This window comes from Virgibacillus chiguensis (assembly GCF_900129865.1).
In the GTDB taxonomy this organism is placed as follows: Bacteria; Bacillota; Bacilli; order Bacillales; family Amphibacillaceae; genus Virgibacillus; species Virgibacillus chiguensis.
In genome coordinates, this window is sequence record NZ_FQXD01000021.1 from 20333 (window position 1) to 45332 (window position 25000).

Below are 25000 nucleotides of genomic sequence, written 5' to 3' on the forward strand. Positions count from 1 at the left end.
ATTATCATCCTCTTTTGTTAGGCCATGTTCTATGAACATGGCATCTATCGTTCGCAATAGGAAAGTGTGCAATTTTAGAGTTTACATTATAAGTAAAACTGCAAATTTCGGAAGACTTAACTAGAAACTAAGTTCTATCCTGTTTATGTGAACTAGATAGCTTCCGATAGTGTAGGGTATTACTCATGGGGTAAATTCAATGCTTTTTACTTTAATCAATCAACGTGCCAATGTCTTTAAATGTAAAAGAAAACAGGATTGTGCTAGTACTAATTAAATGATTAAAAGGAGTAATTCTCAGATCTTAAGGTCGTAAGGAGTTTATCATATGAAAAGAGATATAACATTAAAAGAAAGTATCTTTCTATTAGTAGTATTATTATTGGTTATAGGTATTAGTATAATAGGCTTGGATTTGCCTCCGCAAATTCCGATTTTATTCGCAGTAGGAATTGTTATCCTTTTTGCTAAGATGAAAGGTGCTTCATGGGAAGTTGTTCATAAGGGAATTGAAAATGGAATTATACCTGGTCTGATCCCCATCATTATCTTTATGCTTATTGGTGTTTTAATAAGTGTTTGGATTTCAGCAGGAACCATTCCAACTATTATGGTTTATGGGTTAGGAATTTTATCAGCGAAATTTTTCTTACCTTCTGTGTTTGTTATTTGTGCACTTGTTGGTATTTTAGTAGGTAGTTCGTTTACAACCATTTCAACTATAGGTATTGCGTTTTTAGGTATGGGACAAATGATGGAATTTAATATGGCAATGACTGCTGGCGCTATAGTGTCAGGAGCTTATGTCGGGAATAATATATCTCCTTTATCTGATACAGCCAATTTGGCTTCTGCTATAGCCGAAGTGGATTTATTTGAACATATTAAAAATATGTTGCGAAAAATTGTTCCTGCTTTTGTTATTTCACTTATCTTTTTTATTATAATTGGACAAACAAAAGCGGGAGCAACGGAAAGTAATATTAATGAATTAGTAGATACATTATATTCTAATTTCAATATTTCTATGGTGTCACTAATACCAGCGCTTATTTTATTTTTGTGTGCGTGGAAAAAGATACCTGCTATTCCAACACTTCTAATGAGTATTGCGGTTACCGTTGTTATTCAATATATATATTATCCACATACCAGTTTTTCTAAAATCGCTAGCCTTATGCAGGATGGATTTGTTTCGAATACAGGAACAGAAACGGTAGATGTTTTGCTTACCAGGGGTGGTATGCAAAGTATGATGTGGTCTGTTTCGCTAATTATCCTTGCTTTGACGTTAGGAGGATTGTTAGTAGAATTAAAAATTGTTGAAACGTTAATATCAAAAGTTCAAGGTCTTGTTAGTACAAAAGGAAAATTAATTTTAATGGCTGGATTAAGTGCTATAGGTATAAATATCGTTCTTGGAGAACAGTATTTATCCATTATTTTGCCAGGTAAAGCATTTAATTCGCAAGTGGAGGCAATAAACCTTGATCCCAAAAAACTCTCAGCTATTTTGGCAGATGCTGGGGCAGTAGTTAATTCACTAATTCCATGGGGAGTAAGTGGTGTGTTTATTACTGGAACATTGGGGGTTTCTACACTAGAATATGCACCATTTGCTATCTTTTGCATAGTTGCTCCAATTATAAATGTATTATTTGGTTTTTTTGAAAAAGAGAAAGGATTACCTTCTCTCTCTTGAAAAGCTATGGAGCAGAATTGTTACAAGATTTATATTTTGCTCCATACTTAACCTATAATATCATAAGCCCCATTTACGCTTTTCTTGTATGATAGAATGGCAAAGGTTTTATAGTAGAAGCAAAACAAAGGCTTTTGCCAAGCCAAGAGTGCCTTAAGAGGGCAAGAAGAATAAATTAATTCGTAAAGGGTTGAATGGGAATAAAATATAGAAAAAATTACCAGTGTATTTTAGTGCTTAAAATAAATCCAAATACCCTAAATGGTGTTATAATTAAATGTCGTTTTCTTTTATTATATCATCATAATTGACTCTAATCATACCTATTTAAACTGGGAAATCTCTTTGGCGTTATTATAGGTAGCCATGAAGAATGATATGTAGTGAACTATTAGTCATTTTGAAATGTTTTTCTAACACTATAGGAAAGCATAAAATTTTAAGGATTATAGTATAAGAAAAATTAATTCATCCGCTATGAAATTTGGCGGCAAGCCGAGTTTTTCTAAGCTGCTAAACTGTTGCTTTTAATCAATAGGTTGAAAGCGTGAAAAGGTTTACGCCATAGGAAAGAATAAATTTCTAAGCTTTATAAGTGAAACGAAGGCGTTTTTTTCGCCATAAAGAGTGACGATAAGCCGGTTTTTTTGCACTATAGAAAAGAATAAGTTTTTAATCGTTTATAGTATAAGCGAAACGATGGCTACCGTCATAAAGGCTTGACGATAGCTAAGTTTTGTTAAAAGTTTTTCTTTAATCCTTTGACGTGTTAATGATATTGGGAAAGATATAAACGGAGGTAAAAAAATATGCTTATAGATGAAATACGTGGAGAAGAATTAGATGATTTTTTTTGTGCGTTTTTAGAACTTCAAACAATAGAAGAATGTTATTGTTTTTTTGATGATTTATGTACAGTCAATGAAATAAAGGCAATGCTTCAACGATTTAGAGTAGCAAAAATGCTTTATAATGATCACACATATTGTCAAATTGAGGATGAAACAGGGGCAAGTACAGCAACTATCTCTCGTACAAAGCGTTCATTATATCATGGGAATAATATGTATGATATTCTTTTCAGTCGGATGAAGAAAAGTATAGAGACTTAATAGAATTAGCGTTAAATGGTTGCCACATGAAACGAAAATATAAATAATTACCGTACCATTTTATAGACAAAGATAATTATTTATATTATGCTTAGAATGAGTTATGATGATATACTTACTTGTGAACGTATGAACAAATGATGACTTTTAATTTTAAAGGGTTATATTCATTGCTATTTTTTTAGGGAAGTATAAGCGTTTACACGTAAAAGTAGGAGGAAAACGATAATCGGCAAGGTTTGGAGTTACGTCCAATTCTTCTGATCAAATGTAGACAATAGCGAGGTCTCGTGTACGTATGAAACAAAAACGTTGACAAATAATTTTTTATTCACTATAATGTTTTTAATCTTATACGATGCATACGATGAAGGAGCCTAGTAGCAAGCTTGTCACTGTTATTTAGAAAGCTAGGGGTGATGTGACCTAGTACAAACAATCTTGTGAATTACACTTTGGAGTATCTTAGCTTAACTCTAAGCGGATTAGCAAACGATATCATTGCTGAGAGAGGTATCAATAGTTACGTGTATTACTATTGATGCAATTTGGGTGGTAACACGGTTAGAATCGTCCCTATGTCTTTATGAGGCATAGGGCGTTTTTTATTTTTTAAGCTTATATTAAGAAACTACAACTAAAGGAGTGGAAAAGCATGAATCTTATTGATGAGTTAGAATGGCGTGGAGCTATAAATCAACAAACAGATGCGGAAGGATTAAAAGATTTAATTGAAGAGAAAAAGATTTCTTTATATTGCGGTGTTGATCCAACTGGTGACAGTATGCATATTGGTCATTTAATTCCATTTATTATGATGAAACGGTTTCAATTACACGGTCATCAACCGGTTATTTTAATTGGAGGAGCAACAGGAACCATTGGTGATCCTAGTGGACGCCAAACAGAACGGCAATTACAAACGTTAGAGAAGGTACAAGATAATGTTGATAAGCTAACGAAGCAAATGAAGAAATTATTCTTTGATGGTGATAGTGAACTTAGGATCGTAAACAACTACGATTGGACACATAACTTAAGCATATTAGATTTCTTACGAGATTACGGTAAAAACTTTAGTGTGAATAATATGTTGGCAAAAGATATTGTCGCTAGCCGATTAGATAGTGGGATATCGTTCACGGAGTTCTCTTACCAAATTTTACAATCTATGGACTTTCATCACCTATTTAAAGAAGAAAATGTACAATTACAAATTGGTGGTAGCGATCAATGGGGAAATATTACAAGTGGATTAGACCTTATACGTAAAAAAGAAGGTCAGGACGCGAAAGTCTTTGGTCTAACCATTCCACTTTTATTAAAAGCAGATGGAACAAAGTTTGGCAAAACAGCTGGTGGAGCAATTTGGTTAGACGCAGAAAAAACGACACCATACGAATTTTACCAGTTTTGGATTAACGCAGATGATAAAGACGTCATAAAATACTTGAAATTCTTTACGTTTTTAGGGAAAGAGGAAATTGATGAATTAGAGGATAAAGTGAAAACAGAACCACATAAACGTGAAGCGCAAAAAGTGTTAGCAAAAGAAATGACAAAGTTTGTTCATGGTGAAAAAGCATTAACGCAAGCAATGAAAATTACGGAAGCACTTTTTAGTGGAAATGTTAAATCATTAACAGCAGATGAAATTGAACAAGGATTTAAAGACATGCCTACTTTTCACGCTTCCAAAGAAACAAAAAATATTGTCGACTGGTTAGTTGAGTTAGGTATCGAACCATCTAAACGCCAAGCGAGAGAAGATATTAACAATGGAGCTATTTCCATGAATGGAGAACGAATAACGGATGTTAATACAGATGTAACTGCAGAAAACGCATTCGATGGAAAGTTTATCATTATTCGTAAAGGGAAGAAAAAATACAGCTTGGTAAAATTAGCTTAATGCATTTCAAGCCTACTTCTGTTGTATAAAGGAAGTTTGTCGGCTAATACAATCACTGCATATATAGATAAAAGAACAACATACAAACATCTTCCCAAAAATCTAAACAGGTTCTAGGGAAGATGTTTCTATATCATCGATCAATAAAATGGAACATTTTGAATGATAACAAGCTTCATTGGATGATTTCGATGATTATATTTTGTTAATTAAAGGAATTCAGATGGATGAAAGGGATGTTTCAGGATGCCTTCTTCATGGAAAAGGTCATTAGAACTAGCGTATACGAATCATTACATTATTACGAAAGTGAATGAACAGAAACCAGTTAATTGGTTACTACTAGATGTAGGTTTAGAAAATGTGACAGAAGAGCATATTAACCAATCCTTAGATAATTTGCTCATTGGATTTAATCGATTGTTTAAGTATAAAAGTGTAAAGCAAGCTACATTAGGTTATTTTCGTATGCTGGATATAGTTAAACAAAATGATAGGTACCATCCTAAAATTCATGTGTTGCTGCCAACGATGAAAAGTTATTTTCAAGGAAGATACTATATTAAACGTGATAAATGGTTAGAAATGTGGGCAAAAGCTTTAGGAGTTAATACGGATCTATATGTAAAGGTAAAAGTGATCCAACCTGAGGATAATAGTCAGCAAATGGTAGAGAAAATGGAACAAGGTTTAGCAGTACTTTTGGATGTACAAGAAACAAATAGGCCTAAAAAAGACAAGAAAATTATTGAGACACGAAGGTTAATTGGGTACAGTAGATTATTAAAAAAGGAAGCAGACCAACTACCTCCTGATTCAGATTTTTTCCTAGATATAGCTCATTTACGTACAGACGATAGGATTGCAAATGTTGCTTTTGCCAACATGCTCACCTGGCACCCTGGCTTAAGAACAGAAAAAGAAAATCCTTTTATTTGAAGGTAATGTCATAAGATAGCGGCTGCCTTCAATCTTTCTTGTTGGCTAGGAATTTATAAAATTTTGCAGCTGTGGATAAACTAACTAATTAAGTTATTTAGCCACGTCCGGCTCCAGCGCCCAGCAACTAGGCGACTTCACTCCATTGTCCTAAGCTAAGTCGTCATCGGTTCGTTCTAAATAGGAAGGCCGACTAAAGAAGGGCTTGCCGGAGGGCGCCGGCATACTCCTGTTGCAGGAGCAGGCTTCCTAAAACTTTCGTTGATTTGTTCCACTCGCTACGTTGCTAACTGGGCGCCCCGAGCCTTTGTTCCGCTAAGAAGAAGGCATAAAATTTTACGGTTTATTTTGGATATAAGGTGCTGTAAGACTAGCCACTTTTGGGAGATGCAAAGTGGAAAGGCCTTAGTGATAGATAACAGCACCTAAAACCTCGATTTGTTAACTTCATAATTAGTGGAAGAAGAGTTGGCATGGGTGAAATGATACCGCACTATCTACCAACAATACTAATTTATCCTTCCATATTGGAATATAAATGTCCCCTTGAAAAATAATAAATGAGTAAAATATCAATATAAAGTAATGAAAGGCTTGTAGGGAATTCCTCGCTGTTTTAATGCCCATCACCTAAGAATGTAAATCTTTACCTACATACCTTGTGTTACGATGTATTATGTGTTACATTATATTTGAATAATAAGATAAAAAAAGAAGGTGCTGAAATGGATAAAGAAATTATGAAAGGAAGTATTGATATCCTGCTATTGTCTCTCCTCCAGAATCGTGATATGTACGGCTATGAGATGGTTAAGGCGTTGAAAAAAAATAGTAATGAATTGTATAACATGAGTGAAGGAACCTTGTACCCTGCTTTAAAGCGACTTGAGAAAAAAGGTTGGCTTCAATCTTATTGGGGAGATTCGGAAAGTGGAGGCAGACGGAAGTATTATCAAATTACCCAGCAGGGAAAAAACGAGCTAGGTAAAAAATTGCAAGAATGGAATCAAATTAGCCATTTAATTAAAGTATGTTCGGAGGGATTAGGTTGGAGTCAACAATCGAAGCCTACATTCACAAAATTGTAAGTGAGTTACACTGTGGGGAAGAAGAAAAAAAGGACATGATAGATGAAATAAAAGATCATTTGTATTTGTTGATACAAGAATATAAGGAAGATGGGTATTCAAATGAAGTAGCCATAAATAAAGCGTTAGAAACGTTTGGCGAACAAAAGCAATTAGCAAGAGGCTTACAGACATCTATTTCTCCTTTTCATAAAATATGCAAAATAACGACAGGCATTTTTTTCGGATTATATGTCCTTATTCTATTTTTAAAATTCTTTTTGGAGCGCATGATTTTGACAGCGACTATAGCTAAAAGTGGTGACTTTTTCAACCCACATGTGGCTATTCCGGAAAATTTTACAGGCGTATTCGATATCGAGTACATTCATTTAAATGCTAATTTTTTGCCCTTTAAAACGACGTTACAATACATCATGAATGCAGATTCATATAACGTATCCATTATTATTGAAAACACGATTGGGAATGCCCTTGTTTTTTTGCCGTTAGGAATCTTTCTGCCGCTATTATTCTCGAAGTGCCATTCCCTATTAAAAGTTTCTATAACTGTAACGATCATTATCTTGGTGATTGAAAGCTTGCAATTATTGTTATGCGTTGGTCAATTTGATGTGGATGACATTATCTTAGGAACGATTGGGAGTAGCATAGGATTTTTTTGTTTCCTATTTTTCCGGCGCATAAAGAATGAAATAACTGCCATACGACGTATAGAAAAAGAATTATAATATAAAGAATAGTGAGTTGTAGATGATGAAAGCCATTATAAAAATAGGTTTATTTCTAGTATTATGTGTGTACGTAGTCATATTATCAAAACTTGTCTTGTTTAAGTACCTTTCTTTGCATGAAATTCTAGCTCACTTTGCATTTCGTTATGAAGGTCCTACTTGGAATGAGCATAATTTAATTCCTTTTCAAACGATATTTTTCTATCTATTTTCTACAGATATTAATTTTTCTATAAGGGTTGAAAACTTGGTTGGTAATATTATAGGTTTTGCGCCTTTTGGTTTCCTCTTACCATTTATTTGGCGGAAATTTCACAAGTTAACTAACATTGTCCTTGCAACATTATGCTTAAGCTTTACGTTCGAGTTCGTACAACTGATTTTCAAATTTGGTAGCTTTGATGTCGATGATTTGCTGTTAAATACACTTGGAGGAGTAATTGGCTATCTACCTATTTTAATATGTAAAGTGGTTATCCAGAATAGACAACAGCATAAGCTTATGGGAAGGGGAATTAAATAAGTGTAGTGAAGTATACTGCACACCAAAGAGGAAAGTAGGCAATTCTTGTTGAAGGATAAAATGAAAGCATTTTATTTCGTCTCATTCATGAGCCTTTATAAAAGATTTAATTTCCAATCGTAGAAACAATGCGGGATTTTTTGGATAAATATCATACCTATTAAATAAGATTAAGATCGCAAATATTTTTGATAGATGGGCAGAATGAAGAACATGGAAATGCCAGAACGTAATATAAAAACGAATCGTCTACCAGATGTAGAAGAGGGAGCTAGCGATGAGAAGATTAGTAGTCATAACTGTCGGTAAAACGCATAGTGGAAAATCAACATTTGCTAAGGAGTTAGAAAAACAGTTGAGCAATTCGCTTATTATGGATCAGGATAACCACGCAGCATTTATTCATACATATTATCCGAAACTTCAACCAACAATAGGGCTAAATAAGCTTAAATATGCAATATCGCAATTAATTGTTGACTACACAAAAGAGAATACAAATTTTCATCTTATTATATGTAACTCAAACCGAAGTAAGGCAGGAAGGAAATACTTGCTTGAACAACTGTTTCCTAAGGGGCAATTTATTCGTATAGTAGTTCATTTTCATATTCCAGATGAGGTACTGCAAAAGCGAATAAAAAGCACTCAGCGAAGTACGAATATATTAAGAAGTGCAAAAGATTTTGCAGAAGTACTTGCTCGTCAAAACGCTCTTTCTATTTATGAGGATACAGCTGCCCCTACAGCAGATGAAGCAGATTATCTCTTTACAATGAAAAATAATGAAGAAGTTGATGCTATCATCAAGCGCATTGTTCAGCTTGCTTCTGGTTAAAAGGAAAAATAAAAAGAAAACAAACAGATAAAAGCTTTTTAAAATCTGCATGTATTCAAAGGTGTTAGACTGAAAGCTGTATGGAACAATCATTAATAATCATCGCATAGGTAAATGGTTATGTTCTATCTTATTTTCGTCTCATCATTCACTGGCATAAGCTAGTTGCTCATTTCGAGGAGAATACTATGGATTATCCCGATATAATTGGCGTTTCTCCAAATAGTAATTGCTTTTAGTTCAGGATATTTTCTCATTAAAAAGTGAAGGAGTTCATAGCCAATAAAATATCCTAAACGAGAGTAACCAAATTGAGTTCCACCATATATCGAAAACCATTCTCGATATATTCGGTCTTCATGACATGTTTGCATATCTGACAAAAAGGCGCGAATGATTTCTCGCTTATGTTGTTTTGAAAAAGCTAACCACCTTTCTCCAGTATCATCATATGTGAAATAAGCGCCTTGATTCTTGGAAATTTCTAGTTGCTTCGATAAATAGGTTGCACTTCCTTCTTGAAATAAAGTTGTATATGGATGGAACCACGGTATAGTCACCCAGTCTACCTCTCTTTGCTCTGATAACATATGATGTAGTACATGACCGAATTCATGGGCAATAATAACTTTTAAGTGTTCATCAACTGGTGATAATTTCTCTAAGCAAAAGGTGACATCTGGTATAGGTTGACGATGGGTAAATGCATTAGAACCGTATAATCCAACAATAATATGTACGTTATTGTTAAAAATAATAGGATATTTTTGTTCATACGCAGACGTGATCGTGTACAGATGTTTTTCTATGTTTTGATTGGCTATTTTCATTGTATTCATATGACTTGAGTACTTTTGCAGGGCTGTTTTTCTTTTTTGTTCCGGGTTCTTACAATGATATAAAAAATATTCCTTAAATTGTAGCGGATAGGTAGCATGATATGTATGTAAAAATGATACATTTGGTTGATAATTATTTATGAAATATGGCGCTGTATTATAAATGTTCATGATAACATCCTCCCTACAATTTTTTGGCTTACAGGATAGGAAAAAAAGGCTGTCGCCATAAGCCCTGGCAACAAGGGATGTCTTCTAAAATTTTCATCCCGCTAGTCCTCCAATTAAAAGTGTAAAGTGTCCTCACTAGATTGCCTTTACACATGATTTCGACTTTTATTTCCATTATCCTGCCTGTTAGTAAAAAGTAGTTTTCCTGTGCGTTGTAAACCGGAAATAAATTCGTTAGTATAGACATGTACTTTTTTAGTATGCAATGAAAAAAATAATTGCTGTTAGAAAAGGTATAGTACATATGGAAGATGCGACGTGGGTGCCTGGGGATACGCTGTAGAAACTTGGACATTAGGGATCGATTCAGCTGATCGAGAGGAATTTGAAGATAAATTAAATGAATACGAAAAACAAGGTTGGGAATTAGTAAACGTTTTCCTTCAAATTGGAGGTAGTATGAGGGATATTAGTGTGAACTTTAATCAAATCTTTTTAAATGAAAAGCGATATAAAGAATGTAAAATGTAGAAAGATGTTCAAATTATATTTAAAGGAACTCCCCGTCATTGCTCTGATGGGAGTTCCTCTCTAAATCAAAACTTGTCAGCGGATGATATTTTTAAAAATGCTTATCCAACAACCCTCTAAGCCTTGGAGCGGTATTCTAGATTATGTTTTTTCAACGTTTTGTCAGTACCAAATAAAAAGTGCTTTTCCATATTTGGCGAGTATTTGGAATTAACCGTTTCTTTACCGACAGCTTCTGCAACAGCACGTAACATTGCAGGCGATGCGCCACAGCATAGACCAATATAGTTCACACCGATGTCTTTTGCTTTTTTCGCCCAAGCTGCTAATTCGTAGCGGTTGTGGTAAAGTGGATCAAGTGCCGTTGGGAACGTCGTTTCTGTAGGTAAATGGCAACTGCAGCCTCCATCCGGCAAATTGAAAAAGGTTGGGTGTGCCTCTGTTGTTCGATAAGGTATTGGTAATGCCCCAATATAACCTTTGACTGCATCTCTTATTTTAGCTACAAAGGGCTGGATGGTATCAGGGCCACGGAAGCAATTCATTCCGACGACGAGCGCTCCTTTTTCAGATAGTAATTGGCAAGCTTCCTCCACGGTATACCCGTCCCTTAGAATGTTTTCGCCCATAAGACCAAAAGTGATGACGGCAGGAAGATCTTGTTTCGTAATTTCTTCTAAAGCGATTAGAGCTTCTTCATAATAATAAAATGTTTCTCCGTTTACGAAATCAACACCTTCTTCTTTACACCATTGCACCATCTCGGCGAAAATACTCCTTACTTGCTCTTTGGAAGCTGGGTCATTCGGATCGAAAATATTCGTGTTAGAAATATTTCCAGCAACGAGTGCTTCTTCTACAGGATGTTCTTTGGCGACTTCTTTTGCTAGCTGAATGGCGTTCCTGTTTAACGGCTCGAGCAATTCTTCCTTACCAATGATTCGCATCTTCTCTCGGTTTCCGTTGTAAGTAAATGCGAGTACGACGTCTGAGCCTGCATTCTTAAAATCGCGATAAGCTTGTTTCAGAGCTTGCGGATTATCTAATGCGACTTCTGGTACAAAAGAACCTGCTTGTAAATATCCTCTGCGCTCTAATTCAAATAAATAACCTTCCCCAACAATAACCGTACCTTCCTGTAATCTTTGTTGTAAGCTGCGTTTCATGTTAAACTCCTCCTTTTATTTTGAAACCTTTGCTTCGTAAAAAATGTGGTACAAAGTATATAGCAAGAGCCACCACTTCGATATTTACTTCATGGTAAAATTACCCCCCCTTTCATTAAAAAATCGTTTTTTTAGCTGCTTCACCTATGTGAGCTTCCATCGCGAATTATTGGAACATAAAAACCCCCTTCTTATGAATAAGAAGAGGATAGATTCCAAATGGCGACTCTTCTTATCTTCAAGCGTTACGCTTCTGGAATTAGCACAGTGCAAAAGATGCCTGTTGCTGAGGTATCAAAGGGCCAGTCCCTCCACCTCTCTGGATAAGATAAATCCTATAAAGTTGTGGAATAATAAAGATTTACAGTTGACGGTTAAAGAAACCATTAAATTGAAGTTTGTAAATTATTATTATTCTGAATGTAAGTTATACTATAAACGGAAAAAAATTCAATGTCAACCTATTTCGAAAAAATAGTTATGGTTAGCTTTGGGTGAGAGCTAGCACCCTATTTACTATGAATTAAATAAAACTTTTGTTATAAAGTCCCGGCAAGCCCAAATTTAAAATGCCTGTAATGCGTTCTGCAAATCATGTTTTAAATCATTCACATGCTCTATTCCGACAGAAAAGCGTAATAAACAGTCATCAATGCCACGCTTAGTACGTTTATTAATGGGAATATCCGCATGCGTTTGTGTTGCTGGATACGTGATAAAACTTTCCACACCACCTAGACTTTCAGCGAAGGTAATCAGTTGTAATTGCTGTAAAAAAGGATCTACACACTTGTTATCATGTAAACGAAAAGATAACATACCACCTTTACCAGGATAAAGCACCTCTTTTACTGCTTGATGGTTGTTTAAAAAATCGGCTAACTCTTGGGCATTTGTTTCGTGCTTTTCCATACGCAAGGATAGCGTTTTTAATCCTCTAATTAACAGCCAACTGTCAAATGGAGAGAGTACTGCCCCAGATGTATTATGCATTATAGCAAGTTGTTCACAGATCGGTTCATCGTCGGTAACTACTAAACCAGCTAATACGTCATTGTGCCCACCAATATACTTTGTTGCACTATGAATAACAATATCAGCGCCAAGTTCTAAAGGGCGTTGCAAATAGGGTGTAAGGAATGTGTTGTCAACAATAAGCAATAGATCATGTTTTTTAGTTAGATGAGCAATAGAGGTAATATCTATTTCCTGCATTAATGGATTTGTCGGTGTTTCAATAAATATTGCTTTTGTTTTATTCGTTATATTTGTTTCCGTTTCTTTGAAATTGGTAAAGGGATCATAACAGATGTTAAAATGGTATGCTCTTGTGTACTGTTCCAACAAACGATACGTCCCACCATAAATATCTTCTGAAGCAATGATTTCATCACCAGCTTGAAAAAGGGAAAGAACAAGCTGTATAGCTGCCATGCCTGAACTACAAGCAAAAGCTTGCTTACCAGATTCTAACTTCGCAACACCTTCTTCTAACAGGGATCGAGTTGGATTTTTCGTGCGACTGTAATCATACCCGGTTGACTGTCCAATGCCATCATGTTTGAATGCAGTTGATAAATAAATAGGTGGATTAACTGCTCCAGTACGAAGATCACTTCGGTTTCCTAGTTGCACCATGCTAGTTTCACGTGTTTGTTGTAACACTTTATCATCTCCTTAAAAATGGTTACAAGGAGAGGATGCAAAAAACCTCTCCTTGAAATAAGAAGAGGTTTCCTAATATGTTGAAAAGGATCTTCTTCTTATCTTCAAGCGCTATGCTTCTGGAATTGGCACAGTACCGCATGCGGTCTGTTGCCGAGGTATCAAAGGGCCAGTCCCTCCACCTCTCTGGATAAGAAAATTTTTATTAAATTTTAAAAGATTGAATTTTAGAATACAATGAAGTTCCATAAAAGTCAAGGGGATTTTGTCTCCACAATTTAAGGGTTCGGCTTCTTCCAACTGTGGTGAATCTTTTTTGTGCTCGAAACGTAGCCAGAATAATATAGTTTTTGCGGAAGGTTCTCATCGTGGTAATCATTCACCAAAAGATTATGAAAGATGTATAATTGGAGGAATGAACTTGCGTAGCCAATGTATTTGCTCGTAGAATAAAAATAAAAAGGTTATGCTCGTCGCAATTACGCTCTCTCCCGCGCTGGAAATCGCTCATGTTCGCATGAAATACGCACGCTCCTGTCCGGAATGCGCTCATGCTCGTCACAATCCGCTCTCTCCTGCGTTGAAATCGCTCCTGCTCGTCGTAATTCCGCACGCCCCGCGCATAAAATCGCTCATGCTCGTCACAATCCGCTCTCTCCCGCGCAGAAATCGCTCATGTTCGTCGCAAATCCGCACGCCCCGTGCTTGAAACCGCTCATGCTCGTCGCAAATCCGCACGCTCCGCGTTGAAATCGCTCATGTTCGTCGTAATTCCGCACGCCCCGCGTTGAAATCGCTCATGTTCATCGTAATTCCGCTCGCCCCGCGTTGAAATCGCTCATGTTCGTCACAATTACGCTCTCTCGCACTGAAATCCGCTCATGCTCGTCGTAATTCCGCAAGCCCCGCGCTTGAAATCCGCTCATGCTCGCATGAAATAGATGTAAGTTCTACATAAATATTGTATGATGAACTCCGTAAACACTACGGAGTTCATCATACTTACATGTTTTCCATTAACCGTTTAGCAATTTTTTGATAATCATCTTTATCAATGCCAGGTGCAAATTGTTCAGGAAGATCTTCTAAATTAGGGATAGGGCCTCCTTTTGGTATTCCTTCCTTGACGATTAGCTTCTCTCCATTCTCTGGATTGTCTCCTTTCCAAATTTGTCGGATATCGTTATAATCTCCCACATCATTCCACGTGTATAAAACATTTGCTAACCCTTGTTCTTCAAATTTTCGAGCATGATCAAACTTCGTGTTCGATAAATCAGGAATTGGGATAAGCTTTTTAACGTCAACCCCTGTTGCGATTTCTAAGGCTTTCGCATAGGCTAGCACATGTGTACCTCCACGAACTAATAAGTAACCAATCATTTCTCGTGCTGTTTCATGTTCTGTCATTTCGTAAACGCGCATTTTATGTGTACGAGCGCCGACTTCAAGAAAGAAATTGTGTAGTAAATCTAAGACAAGATTGCCGCTACTAAAGACATTATCTCCTGTCCATGCTCGACCCATGGAGTCACCTACAAGTGCTGTTTGAGCAGTGGCGATAAATTGATACGTATTGCGGCTGTCTTTTCCTTCGCGTAACGGGGTGACATCTGGGTTTCCAGTGTAAAAGGTGTTTCCTTTTGAGAGGAGATTAATTGTGTTCGTAACAAGTTCGACATGGCCGAATTCTTCAGCTGTTATACTTGCTACAAGATCGTAAAATGGTTTAAGCTTATCTTTTTGGCGGAAATTGAACGATTGAAACATATAATTATTTAATGTAGACATTTCGCCAAATTTCCCACCTAATAATTCTTGAACCGCTGCTGCAGCATTAGGGTCGCCGTGTTCAGGAACAGGCAGTTCAATTAACATGCGGTTTTCACGTTTAAACATGATAAGCCTCCTTCTTTAGCTTTTCGGAATCACCCAAACAATCTGTTGAATACGAATATAGAATGAAGATCCGCCCGATTCTAAAACGATATGGTCAGGCATTACTGTTTTTAAGCTACCTGTCACTGTTCCTTGTGTTGTTTGTACAATGAGCGTGGCACCTGTTATTGACTGTAAAGTTTGGTATACGTAAGGGTCAAAAGCACTTGTAAATGATGGTGTTTGTGCGTTCATTTTTCAGCCTCCCTTTATGATGGATACTCACTACAACTAGGCTATGACGACAAAAAGTAGGTTATTCGTTGGACAAGTTGAAAAGTTGCTGGAGTTTATTAAAAATTGCTTGAATTTCATGAAAAGTTGCTGAAGTTTATTAAAAATTGCTTGAATTTCATGAAAAGTTGCTGAAGTTCACAATTATCCACGAGTTGCTACAGTTTAAGCAAATCCAGCACGAATTACCCTATGATAAGTCATCATTGGTTCTTGGCTAAGAAGAATGAAGGCAGACTAAACAAGGGCTTGCCGCTCGACGTCGGCATACCCTTGTTTTAGTGGTATGATACCTTTATCACCGTTGATGCTTTCCGGTCGCTACGTTGCTAAATGGGCACTTACGCCTTTGTTCCACTATAGGAAAGCATAGAATTACTATTGATTATAGTATAAGAAAAACTAAGTCTACCTCTAAATGGATTGGCAGTAAGCCAAGTTTTTCTAAATGAACTTAATTTGTGAAATCTTTTGCCATAGTGACAAACTCACGTACGGCATACGGCAAATATTTATCTTTTTTCCAAATAAGTGCCAACTCCAGATGAAGCCTTGGTTGTTTGAAAGGAATAGCTTGAACATCGTGATGGAGCAGTTGTTTACAAATTTTACTAGGGAAAAGAGCGATGCCTAAGTTTGCTTCCACCATTTCGATCATGAAGTCTCGCTGCGAACTTTTACAGACGGCATTTGGCATAAAATCGTATTGTTGGCAGGCTTCTATAATCCGGTCATGTAAAGAGAAATCTTGCTGATATAAAATAAATGGTTCATCCTGTAAATCTGGCAATGCAACAGATTTTTTAGAAGCAAGAGGGTGATTGTTTTGGACAACGACCATTAAAGGGTCTTTTAACAGGTTTATGGTAGAAAAGTGGTGTTTTTCTACTGGTAGATTACAAATGAGGCCAACATCTAACTCTCCTTCTTTTACCCCATGTTGAATTAAATTACTACCCACTTCGTTTAGTTCAATATGAAAGGAGGGGTGCGCTGCTTTGTATTGACTAATTAATTTAGAAAAAAAAGTAGCGCCAATAATGGGAGGGATGCCAATTTTTATTTGTCCTTTTTTTAATTGCACCACGTCATACATTTCCGTTGTTAGATTTTCATAAGCTTCGATAAATTGTTTGGCGTTCCCTAAAAACGCAGCGCCCGCATCTGTCAGTTCAATCTTTTTTCCACCTCGATAAAATAAAGTAACACCGAGCTGATTTTCTAAATTTTTAATTGCTTTACTTAAGGAAGGCTGGGAGATGTGAAGCGCGGAGGCAGCTTTGGTGAAATTTTGTTTATTGGCTACAGCAATGAAATACTCAACTTGACGAATGTCCATATAATCCGACCTTCCGTTTGTTAAATTCCTGTTTTTCATTATTATACTAAAATCAATAGCTAAAAGGAATAACACTTATGCAAAACGGATATTTCAATTTTATGATTTTTAACATTACAATAGAGTAAATAAAGCATTACAGAGGGGGATAACATTGACAGCGTATATAACGAAAGGAAATCTGCAAATTGCTACAGAACTTTATGAATTTGTTAACAAGGAAGCATTACCAGATACGGGATTGAATCAAGAGAAGTTTTGGCAAGATTTTGATGAACTCGTTACCGATTTGACACCTAAGAACAAAGCATTATTGGTTGAAAGAGAGAAAATGCAACAAAGAATAAATGACTGGCTTCAAACAAATGATTTTGAAGATCAAGAAGCGTATACGTCATTTTTAAAGGAGATTGGCTATCTAGAGCCAGAAGTGGATGATTTTACGATTACAACCGAAAATGTGGATGATACGATTACAAAGCAAGCAGGGCCGCAATTAGTTGTCCCTATTGATAATGAACGTTATGCGCTAAATGCTGCCAATGCGAGATGGGGGTCGCTTTACGACGCATTGTACGGTTCAGATGTGATCTCTGAAGAAGATGGCGCGGAAAAGGGGGCGTCGTATAATCCCATTCGCGGTCAACGGGTAATCGAATTTGGGAAAAAGTTTTTAAACGATCATTTTCCACTGCAAACAGGGTCTCATGCAGAAGTGACTCGGTATTTTGTAAGGGAAGGGAATTTGCATATTAGCTTAGAAAATAGTGCAACAACGGCATTAAAACATACGGCGCAGTTTGTTGGTTATCAAGGTGATGTAGCATCGCCAACAGCTATTCTTTTCGTTCATAACGGCTTACACGTTGAAGTACAAATAGATCCGTCGCATCCAATAGGTAAAACAGATGTTGCTGGGGTGAAAGATATTGTATTAGAAGCAGCGACAACGACAATTATGGACTGTGAGGATTCTGTAGCTGCTGTGGATGCAGAAGATAAAACGCTTGTTTACCGAAATTGGTTAGGATTAAATAAAGGTAACTTATCCGCCACATTCACCAAAAATGAAAAAGAAATCACCAGAACGTTGCATGCGGATCGTACGTATAAAGGTCCAAATGGAGAAGCGATTACATTGTCTGGACGAGTGCTGATGTTTGTGCGAAATGTAGGGCACTTAATGACAACGAATGTGATTCTCACGAAAAACGGAGAAGAAATCCCCGAGGGGATCATGGATGGCGTGTTCACTTCACTTATGGCAAAACACGATTTATTAGGAAGCGGGCGTTATCGAAATTCACCAGCAGGTTCAATTTATATTGTAAAACCAAAAATGCATGGCTCAAAAGAAGTTGCATTTGCGAATGAATTGTTTCATCGAATTGAAGATATGTTAGATTTAGAGCGATATACGATTAAAATCGGGGTTATGGATGAAGAACGAAGAACATCATTAAATTTAAAAAACTGTATTTATCAAGTAAAAGAACGCGTCGTATTTATTAATACGGGATTTTTAGATCGAACAGGTGATGAAATTCATACATCTATGGAAGCCGGTCCAATGATTCGTAAAGGGGAAATGAAGCCATCGGCTTGGTTACAGGCATACGAAAAAAATAATGTGCAAACAGGGCTGCAAGCAGGGTTACGAGGGAAGGCGCAAATTGGTAAAGGAATGTGGGCGATGCCAGATTTAATGGCTGATATGCTTAAACAAAAAATTAGTCACCTTACAGCAGGTGGGAACACGGCTTGGGTACCGTCGCCAACAGCAGCGACATTACATGCATTGCATTATCATGAAGTGGACGTAAAAGCAGTTCAAGATCAGCTTGCCAAAGAGAAGCAAAGTTATCAGACTGATATGTTGCAAGTGCCAATTGCTAAGCAACCAAATTGGTCGCATGAGGAAATACAAAATGAGTTAGATAATAGCTGTCAAACATTGCTTGGCTATGTCGTTCGTTGGGTAGACCAAGGCGTAGGATGCTCGAAAGTTCCTGATATTCATCATATTGGTTTAATGGAGGATCGAGCAACGTTACGAATTTCCAGCCAAATGTTAACTAATTGGTTGTATCATGGTGTTTGCACAGAAGAACAAATGATGGATTCCTTAAAAAGAATGGCAAAAATGGTGGATAAGCAAAACGAAGGCGATAAAAATTATCATCCGATGGCTCAAGATTTCGATCGTTCGATTGCCTTTCAAGCAGCTTGTGACCTTATATTTAAAGGAAAAGAACAGCCTAATGGATACACCGAGCCTATTTTGCACCGTAGACGTCTTGAAGTGAAACAAAGCGAATTACTATCCAAACAATAAAAAGAAATGGTTTTCATAAAGAGAGGAAAGGTGATTTTTTGCCTTTCCTTTTTTCATGGTCTAGCAAATTTATGGAAATATTAAAATTTGCAGCTGTAGATAAATGAACTAAGTTATTTAGCCACGCCCGGCTCCAGCGCCCAGCAACTAGGCGACTTCACTCCATTGCCCTAAGCTAAGTCATCATCAGTTCGTTCTAAATAGGAAGGCCGACTAAAGACGGTCTTGCCGCCCTACCCGGCATACTTCTGTTGCAGGAGCATGATCCCTAAAACTTTCGTTGCTTCGTTCCACTCGCTACGTTGCAAAACGGGCGCCCCGAGCCTTTGTTCCTATTTCACGGTTTATCGTATAAGTAAAACGGTGGCATCCTCTTTTGTAACTATAGAAAATCCGCTGGTAATGAAAGAACAGCATATGTATACCTTGAGCGTGTACTATCCTTTACGTAACAAGAAAAATTAAAAGAGTCTACGTATGTTTTCTTGCAGCAATTTTTTCGTAGCCTTGAATATGGAATAACCAATAAGAGGCAAAAAATAAAAATAGAAAGATAAAAAAGTCATAAAATGTGGACCAGTTTTTTGGATTGTAAAATTCTAATGCGTTGAAAAGGTTCATTCCACCAAAAGCCGCAATAGCTGCAAAAATACTCCCTTTTATAAGGGCATTTGCTTTTGGTTTGATTTGCAACACAAACATAACAGCAACAGGAGCTAAAGCTAAATGATAAGGGAGAAAAAGAATCGGTGAGATAGGTGAAAATTTCATAGGATAAGACCATAATCCGTAAGATAATGAGACTAAATCAATTAGTAAAGATAGCGCAATGGTTAGAAAGGCGCAACCTAACAAACGTCCTGTACTATGTTTCGTTCTAAATATAACCCAAAGTATCCAGGGAACGACAAATAAAATAATGCCTAACCACCACTGCCATGAGAATAGAAAAGCTTGGAACACGGCATCTGTAATTATTCGATTAATTTCAATTAATTTTTCTGCTGCTGCATCTGATTGTTCTAAACCCTCTTTAACTGTCATAGAATACTCCTTATCATTTAAGCTGTTTTTATTATTTGTTTATAGGAAAAAAATATGTATGGGGGAGGGAGAAGCGTCTCTTTTAATCAAGACTCCCAATTATCTCCAACTGATTAAAGATTCTTTTTATCCGCTTTCTGCAATAATAGCTTCTTCTCCACGTATAAAAAACCATACAAAAAAAACCAACAAAAAACTAACGATCCCCATGGTTATATAACTGAAATGAATATAGTGGCGCATTGCTAAAGATATAACTGGGGGACCTAAAGCGACACCGATAAAACGTGAAGAACTATAGAAGGCCGTAATCGTTCCTCGCTCTTCTTTATCAATTCCTTGGGTAATCAGTGCGTCTAATGTAGGCAGTACAGCGCCAATAGCAATTCCTAAAATGGAAGAAACGCTTAACAATAGATACAAGTTATTACTTGAAAAGCCAATGAACACGACAGTTACTGCGACAATAGGCAAACTAACTAATAACACACGTTTCATCGTCGCTAAGTCCCCCTTTATTTTCCGCCCAGTAATAAACGATGCGAGGCAAAGTCCAAACAACGGAATAGCTAATACAAACCCTTTTGTCACTCCAAATAGTTGATGCTGTTTTTCGAAGATATCAGAGAGAAAAAACAAAACACCGAATAGGATAAGCATGAAATGAATTCCAATTAAAAACACGGTATATAGCCATTTACCTTCTGTTTTAAAGGTGTTTTTTGTTCTCTGGATAAATTTTCGCAGAGGTTCTACTTCGTCTGCTTGTTTTGGTACTTTGATAAAAAAATAAATGAGCACAGTAGAAATAATACTAAAAACAGAAATAGAGAAAAAAGGTATATACCATAAAAAAGCGGCAAATAGTGCGCCGAGTATAGGGCTTAGTACTTTTCCGAGCGTGTTCGATGTTTCAACAATACCTAAGCAAGCGCTTGTTTTCTCATCATCGCCTTTAAATAAATCTCCTACTAAAGGCAGTACAATAGGGAAGGCCCCGGCTGCTCCTATGCCTTGGAGAATACGACCAATAATAATCCATGTGAAAGGTTCTGTTAGTTTCCACGAGGCAAAACCGGCAATTAAACCACCAATAAAAGCGAAAATTAAACTGATTAAAATAACGATTTTTCTACTGTAGCGATCCGATAAATAGCCTGCTACTGGAATAAGAAAAATGGCAGCTATCGAGTAGCTTGTTATGACCATACTTGATTGAAAGGAGGTAATCCCTACTTCTTTTTCAAAAATTGGTAGTACAGGGATAAGCATTGAGTTTCCTAGTGTCATTACAAGCGGTATGGAGGCAATGCTAATAATACTCCATGTTTTAGGTTGGTTTGTCATGTTTACATGCTCCATTCATTGCACTTTTTCTCTTATCATGCCAAAAGCAAATTTTCTTATACAGAAAATAATGGCTGGAGCATATAGATTATAAAACTTTGTTTCTATAATGGATGAGGCATAGAGAAAAGGAAGGAGAGTAAATAATTTTAGAGGGTTTTATCCCAAAACTCAAAGAATGGGGGAAAAGACTATTTGGTGTTTAGAAAAATTAGAAAAAAGTCACGTCCGGCTCCATCGCCCAGCAACTAGGTGGAATCACGAAATCGCCTTAAGCTAGGTTATCATCGGTTCGTTCGTAAAAAGAGGAAGGCCGACTAAAAACGGGCTTCAACTCGATGTCGGCATACCTCTGTTTTAGTGGCAGGATTTCATTATCTCCGTTAATTCGTTCCACTCGCTACGTTACTAAACGGCGCTTGCACCTTTGTTCATCCTTAACTTTTGCTCGAATTGCTAAAGGGAATCGGTTATATGTTTCAAAGCAGATTGATAAACACGAAAGTCAGCTTCGGAAAAGAGCACGATTTTAACTTGACCAAATGTTGCTGTCTGCAAATAGTTCGTAACTGTTCTTATAGCTATTTCTGCTGCTAATTTAATAGGAAAACGATATACACCAGTAGAAATAGATGGAAATGCAATGCTTGATAGATGATGTTCTTGAGCAAGTTTAAGTGCATGCAGGTAGCAGCTTGCTAACTGCTTGTCTTGGTTTGGATGATGGTCATCCCAAATGGGTCCTACCGTATGGATTACATAGCTTGCAGGTAAATGATACCCAGCAGTTATGACAGCTTCTCCAGTTCCTAAAGGCTCGCCTTTTAGCTGTTGTTTACGGATTGTACGACAAGCTTGCAATAATTCTGGTCCTGCTGCTTGATGAATTGCTCCATCAACACCACCGCCACCCATCAGCGAGCCATTTGCTGCATTAACGATTGCCTCTGTTTTTTCTTTCGTTATATCTCCAATGGTTAACTCCAACCTATTTTCACCAATTAAGATGTGCAATCCAACTCCCTCCTTTAATTTAGAGAACTTCCACTTTTATTCTGGTTGAAAAAGACGATATTGTCCACCTAAGAGATCGCTTCATTTACATGATGGGTAAGTATAAGTAGATGAAGGCGTTTTATCGCTATCAAGACGCGATGACCGTAGTTTTTCAATTTATAAAGCGTTAACAATAAACTATTACACGAAAATGTTTAATAGTAAGATAAAAGCAAGACCACTTACAGAAATAACTGTTTCTAACATCGTCCACGTTAAAAATGTTTCTTTTATTGTTAAACCAAAGGACTCTTTAATAATCCAAAAGCCAGTATCATTGACATGGGATGCGATAAGACTACCAGCTCCTGTAGCTAATACCATTAGTGCCAAATTAACATCTGACCCTGCCATTAAAGGAATAACTAGCCCTGCTGTCGTTAATGCAGCGACGGTAGCTGACCCCTGAGCAATTCTTAAGACTGCTGCAATTAACCAAGCTAAAATAATCGGCGAGATGGAACTACCGTCAAATAAAATAGCAACATAATCCCCAACGCCACCATCAATTAAAACTTGTTTTAAAGCTCCACCTGCGCCAATAATTAATAGCATCATCGCAATAGAGCGTATAGAACTTTCTGCAGCGCTCATTAGCTCTTTCATGGGAATATTACGTGCTAATCCCATCGTATAGATGGCTAATAAGACAGACAAAAGCATCACGGTCGTCGGTGAACCAACCATTGTGAAAAAATTAAATATAAAACCTGATTTATCGCCTTGGAATAAAGAGATTATGGTAGATAACATCATTAATAAAACTGGAAATAAAGCTGTAAATGCGCTAATACCAAACCCTGGTGTTTCTTCTAATTTAAATTGCTTCGCTTCTCCAATTTCTGCTAGGCTACCGCTTTCTAATTTATCAAAAGCAGTAGGAGCCCATTTTTTTGCAAATCTAGCAAAAAACGGTCCGGAAATGAATGTAGTTGGTATAGCAACAATGATTCCATAAAGTAAAACCATGCCTATATTTGCATTATATTCTTGTGCAATGACGGTTGGCCCCGGATGTGGTGGTAAAAAACCATGTGTGACAGACAATGCTGCCACCATTGGTAGACCAAGGGATAAGAAAGAAACCTTTGTTTGCTTGGCAATTTGATACACAATCGGAATAAGTAATACTAATCCTACTTCAAAAAATAATGCTATACCAAGAATGAAAGAAGCAATGACGACTGCCCATTGAATTTGTTTTTCGCCAAATTTTTCAATCAGTGTAATAGCAATCCGTTGGGCACCTCCTGCATTGGCTATTAACTTACCAAGTATGGCGCCTAATCCAAAGACAAATGCGATACTTCCTAGCGTTCCTCCCATCCCGCTTTCAATAGATGCAACAATGTTTTTAAGAGGCATTCCTAGAGATAAGGCAATCAAAAAAGCAACGATAATTAAAGAGATAAAGGTATGTATATTCCATTTCATAATCAGTATCAGTAGTACGATAATTCCTAAAGCGACAATAAATAATGGCATAGATTTCTCCTTCTTTCTAGTTTAGTATAGGTATCTTCAAGTTTGCAGGAGATTAATGATGATGTTTTCTTTCTTTTTCAAGCATATGGTGCGTGTTAAAATTGTTTTCAACTGCTTTGGAAATAGAAACTTTATCCTTATCTTGAATCGATTTCAGCATGAGTTTATGATTTTGCACAATTCTATCAGCATCCTTTGGGGCGTCTTTAAACCTTCGTCTCATTGACAATAAAATAAAGCTTTCCATAGTTGGACGCATTTTTGACCACATGAGTAATATTCTCTTATGATTGATAGATCGAATGATTGTTTCATGGAAATCCAAATCTTGAACAGTTAAACTCTCAGCATCTTTAAATTTAACTGCAATAGACATCATGTCGATAATTTTAATTAACTGTTGTTCGAGAGCATCCGTATCTAACTGAATGATGCGTTCAAGCACAAATTGTTCCATTATTTTTCTTATATCATAAAGCTCTTCAATATCTTTGTCTGAAAAGTCTAAGATTACAGTCCCCATCTTTTCAAGTTGGATGAAGCCTTCAGAAGCGAGAATTTTTAGAGCTTCTCGTACAGGGGACCGGCTCGTATCATATTGTTTAGCAAGCTTATTTTCGGATATTATGGTATCGCTTCCAATTGTTTTGGAAATAATTTGCATGCGAACTTCGGCAGCTATTTTCTCTCCTGTTGACAAGTTATGTAACCATTGCTCTGGATAAAGCGCATTCATTTTCATCCTCCTTATACGCGTTTGATAGTATACTTGTATACAAGTATACTATCAAACGTGCTCTGTATATGTAAAGGCTTTAATATCGTATTCTATGAAAGAGACACGATCATTTGTAACGATTAACCAATTCCAACACAAAAAAGTAATCCGCCCTGCCGGTCAAGTAGGAAGTAGATTACTTTTTATTTCACACTATAAAAAAGTACAGAATTTTTAGGGCTTATATAGTGTCTCATCGCTGTGTTGGGTTTTGCACGCAAAAT

Annotated in this window: 21 protein-coding genes, 2 riboswitches and 1 other annotated feature; of the genes, 10 read left to right on the plus strand and 11 right to left on the minus strand. The window is 36.7% G+C overall.

Annotation, left to right across the window (positions count from 1 at the left end):
- Nucleotides 1-328 precede the first annotated feature (328 nt).
- The 8 genes from nhaC to BUB45_RS17330 all read left to right on the plus strand — a co-directional run bounded on the left by nhaC (nt 329) and on the right by BUB45_RS17330 (nt 8848).
- The gene (nhaC, locus tag BUB45_RS17295; RefSeq protein WP_073012766.1) at nt 329-1702 is read left to right on the plus strand and encodes a Na+/H+ antiporter NhaC; all 1374 of its coding nucleotides are present in this window, start codon (nt 329-331) and stop codon (nt 1700-1702) included.
- 809 nt (nt 1703-2511) lie between these two features.
- On the plus strand, nt 2512-2814 hold the full coding sequence (locus BUB45_RS17300) for a YerC/YecD family TrpR-related protein (protein WP_073012769.1): 303 nt from the start codon (nt 2512-2514) through the stop codon (nt 2812-2814).
- A gap of 358 nt (nt 2815-3172) precedes the next feature.
- Nucleotides 3173-3395 (plus strand) — a binding site (T-box leader).
- A 74-nt stretch (nt 3396-3469) separates the two neighbouring features.
- Nucleotides 3470-4726, plus strand: coding sequence for a tyrosine--tRNA ligase (gene tyrS, locus BUB45_RS17305; RefSeq protein ID WP_073012772.1), 1257 nt, complete (start codon nt 3470-3472; stop codon nt 4724-4726).
- Nucleotides 4727-4972: 246 nt separating this feature from the next.
- Nucleotides 4973-5665 carry a protein rep gene (locus tag BUB45_RS17310; RefSeq protein WP_073012776.1) on the plus strand — a complete coding sequence of 231 codons (693 nt, stop codon included), beginning with the start codon at nt 4973-4975 and terminating at the stop codon, nt 5663-5665.
- Nucleotides 5666-6390: 725 nt separating this feature from the next.
- Nucleotides 6391-6753: a PadR family transcriptional regulator gene (locus BUB45_RS17315; protein ID WP_073012779.1), complete on the plus strand. Its 363-nt coding sequence runs from the start codon at nt 6391-6393 to the stop codon at nt 6751-6753.
- Complete coding sequence (locus tag BUB45_RS17320) at nt 6714-7484, plus strand: VanZ family protein (RefSeq protein WP_073012782.1); 771 nt, start codon at nt 6714-6716, stop codon at nt 7482-7484. Before BUB45_RS17315 ends, BUB45_RS17320 begins: the two co-directional genes overlap by 40 nt.
- 22 nt (nt 7485-7506) lie before the next feature.
- Nucleotides 7507-8010 (plus strand): VanZ family protein, encoded by a 504-nt coding sequence (locus BUB45_RS17325; protein WP_244527761.1) that lies wholly within the window; start codon nt 7507-7509, stop codon nt 8008-8010.
- A 277-nt stretch (nt 8011-8287) separates the two neighbouring features.
- Nucleotides 8288-8848 (plus strand): ATP-binding protein, encoded by a 561-nt coding sequence (locus BUB45_RS17330; RefSeq protein ID WP_073012785.1) that lies wholly within the window; start codon nt 8288-8290, stop codon nt 8846-8848.
- A gap of 161 nt (nt 8849-9009) precedes the next feature.
- Here BUB45_RS17330 and BUB45_RS17335 read toward each other — a convergent pair whose 3' ends face one another.
- On the minus strand, nt 9010-9858 hold the full coding sequence (locus BUB45_RS17335) for a DUF5700 domain-containing putative Zn-dependent protease (RefSeq protein WP_073012788.1): 849 nt from the start codon (nt 9856-9858) through the stop codon (nt 9010-9012).
- A 318-nt stretch (nt 9859-10176) separates the two neighbouring features.
- On the opposite strand from BUB45_RS17335, the gene BUB45_RS17340 reads away from it, so the two are divergent.
- Nucleotides 10177-10389 carry a hypothetical protein gene (locus BUB45_RS17340; protein ID WP_073012792.1) on the plus strand — a complete coding sequence of 71 codons (213 nt, stop codon included), beginning with the start codon at nt 10177-10179 and terminating at the stop codon, nt 10387-10389.
- 116 nt (nt 10390-10505) lie between these two features.
- Here BUB45_RS17340 and BUB45_RS17345 read toward each other — a convergent pair whose 3' ends face one another.
- The 5 genes from BUB45_RS17345 to BUB45_RS17365 all read right to left on the minus strand — a co-directional run bounded on the left by BUB45_RS17345 (nt 10506) and on the right by BUB45_RS17365 (nt 16731).
- Nucleotides 10506-11555 carry a homocysteine S-methyltransferase family protein gene (locus BUB45_RS17345; protein ID WP_073012795.1) on the minus strand — a complete coding sequence of 350 codons (1050 nt, stop codon included), beginning with the start codon at nt 11553-11555 and terminating at the stop codon, nt 10506-10508.
- A gap of 229 nt (nt 11556-11784) precedes the next feature.
- Nucleotides 11785-11885: riboswitch (SAM riboswitch) on the minus strand.
- A gap of 234 nt (nt 11886-12119) precedes the next feature.
- Nucleotides 12120-13220 (minus strand): methionine biosynthesis PLP-dependent protein, encoded by a 1101-nt coding sequence (locus BUB45_RS17350; protein ID WP_073012797.1) that lies wholly within the window; start codon nt 13218-13220, stop codon nt 12120-12122.
- Between the two features lie 95 nt (nt 13221-13315).
- A riboswitch (SAM riboswitch) is annotated at nt 13316-13417 on the minus strand.
- Nucleotides 13418-14222: 805 nt separating this feature from the next.
- Nucleotides 14223-15119, minus strand: coding sequence for a manganese catalase family protein (locus BUB45_RS17355; RefSeq protein ID WP_073012800.1), 897 nt, complete (start codon nt 15117-15119; stop codon nt 14223-14225).
- A 15-nt stretch (nt 15120-15134) separates the two neighbouring features.
- Nucleotides 15135-15353 carry a YuzF family protein gene (locus BUB45_RS17360; protein WP_073012803.1) on the minus strand — a complete coding sequence of 73 codons (219 nt, stop codon included), beginning with the start codon at nt 15351-15353 and terminating at the stop codon, nt 15135-15137.
- A gap of 493 nt (nt 15354-15846) precedes the next feature.
- Nucleotides 15847-16731, minus strand: a complete 885-nt coding sequence (locus tag BUB45_RS17365; RefSeq protein ID WP_073012806.1) for a LysR family transcriptional regulator — start codon at nt 16729-16731, stop codon at nt 15847-15849.
- A gap of 154 nt (nt 16732-16885) precedes the next feature.
- Here BUB45_RS17365 and BUB45_RS17370 point away from each other — a divergent pair, with 154 nt between their 5' ends.
- Nucleotides 16886-19066: a malate synthase G gene (locus tag BUB45_RS17370; protein ID WP_139300200.1), complete on the plus strand. Its 2181-nt coding sequence runs from the start codon at nt 16886-16888 to the stop codon at nt 19064-19066.
- Between the two features lie 471 nt (nt 19067-19537).
- Here BUB45_RS17370 and BUB45_RS17375 read toward each other — a convergent pair whose 3' ends face one another.
- From BUB45_RS17375 to BUB45_RS17395, 5 genes are all read right to left on the minus strand, one after another.
- On the minus strand, nt 19538-20110 hold the full coding sequence (locus tag BUB45_RS17375; protein ID WP_073012811.1) for a CBO0543 family protein: 573 nt from the start codon (nt 20108-20110) through the stop codon (nt 19538-19540).
- Between the two features lie 126 nt (nt 20111-20236).
- Nucleotides 20237-21457, minus strand: coding sequence for an MFS transporter (locus BUB45_RS17380; protein ID WP_073012814.1), 1221 nt, complete (start codon nt 21455-21457; stop codon nt 20237-20239).
- Between the two features lie 456 nt (nt 21458-21913).
- Nucleotides 21914-22471, minus strand: a complete 558-nt coding sequence (locus tag BUB45_RS17385) for an O-acetyl-ADP-ribose deacetylase (protein WP_073012817.1) — start codon at nt 22469-22471, stop codon at nt 21914-21916.
- A gap of 183 nt (nt 22472-22654) precedes the next feature.
- Nucleotides 22655-23998, minus strand: coding sequence for a gluconate:H+ symporter (locus BUB45_RS17390; protein ID WP_073012820.1), 1344 nt, complete (start codon nt 23996-23998; stop codon nt 22655-22657).
- 52 nt (nt 23999-24050) lie between these two features.
- Nucleotides 24051-24734 (minus strand): GntR family transcriptional regulator, encoded by a 684-nt coding sequence (locus BUB45_RS17395; protein WP_073012823.1) that lies wholly within the window; start codon nt 24732-24734, stop codon nt 24051-24053.
- Between the last annotated feature and the right edge of the window lie 266 nt (nt 24735-25000).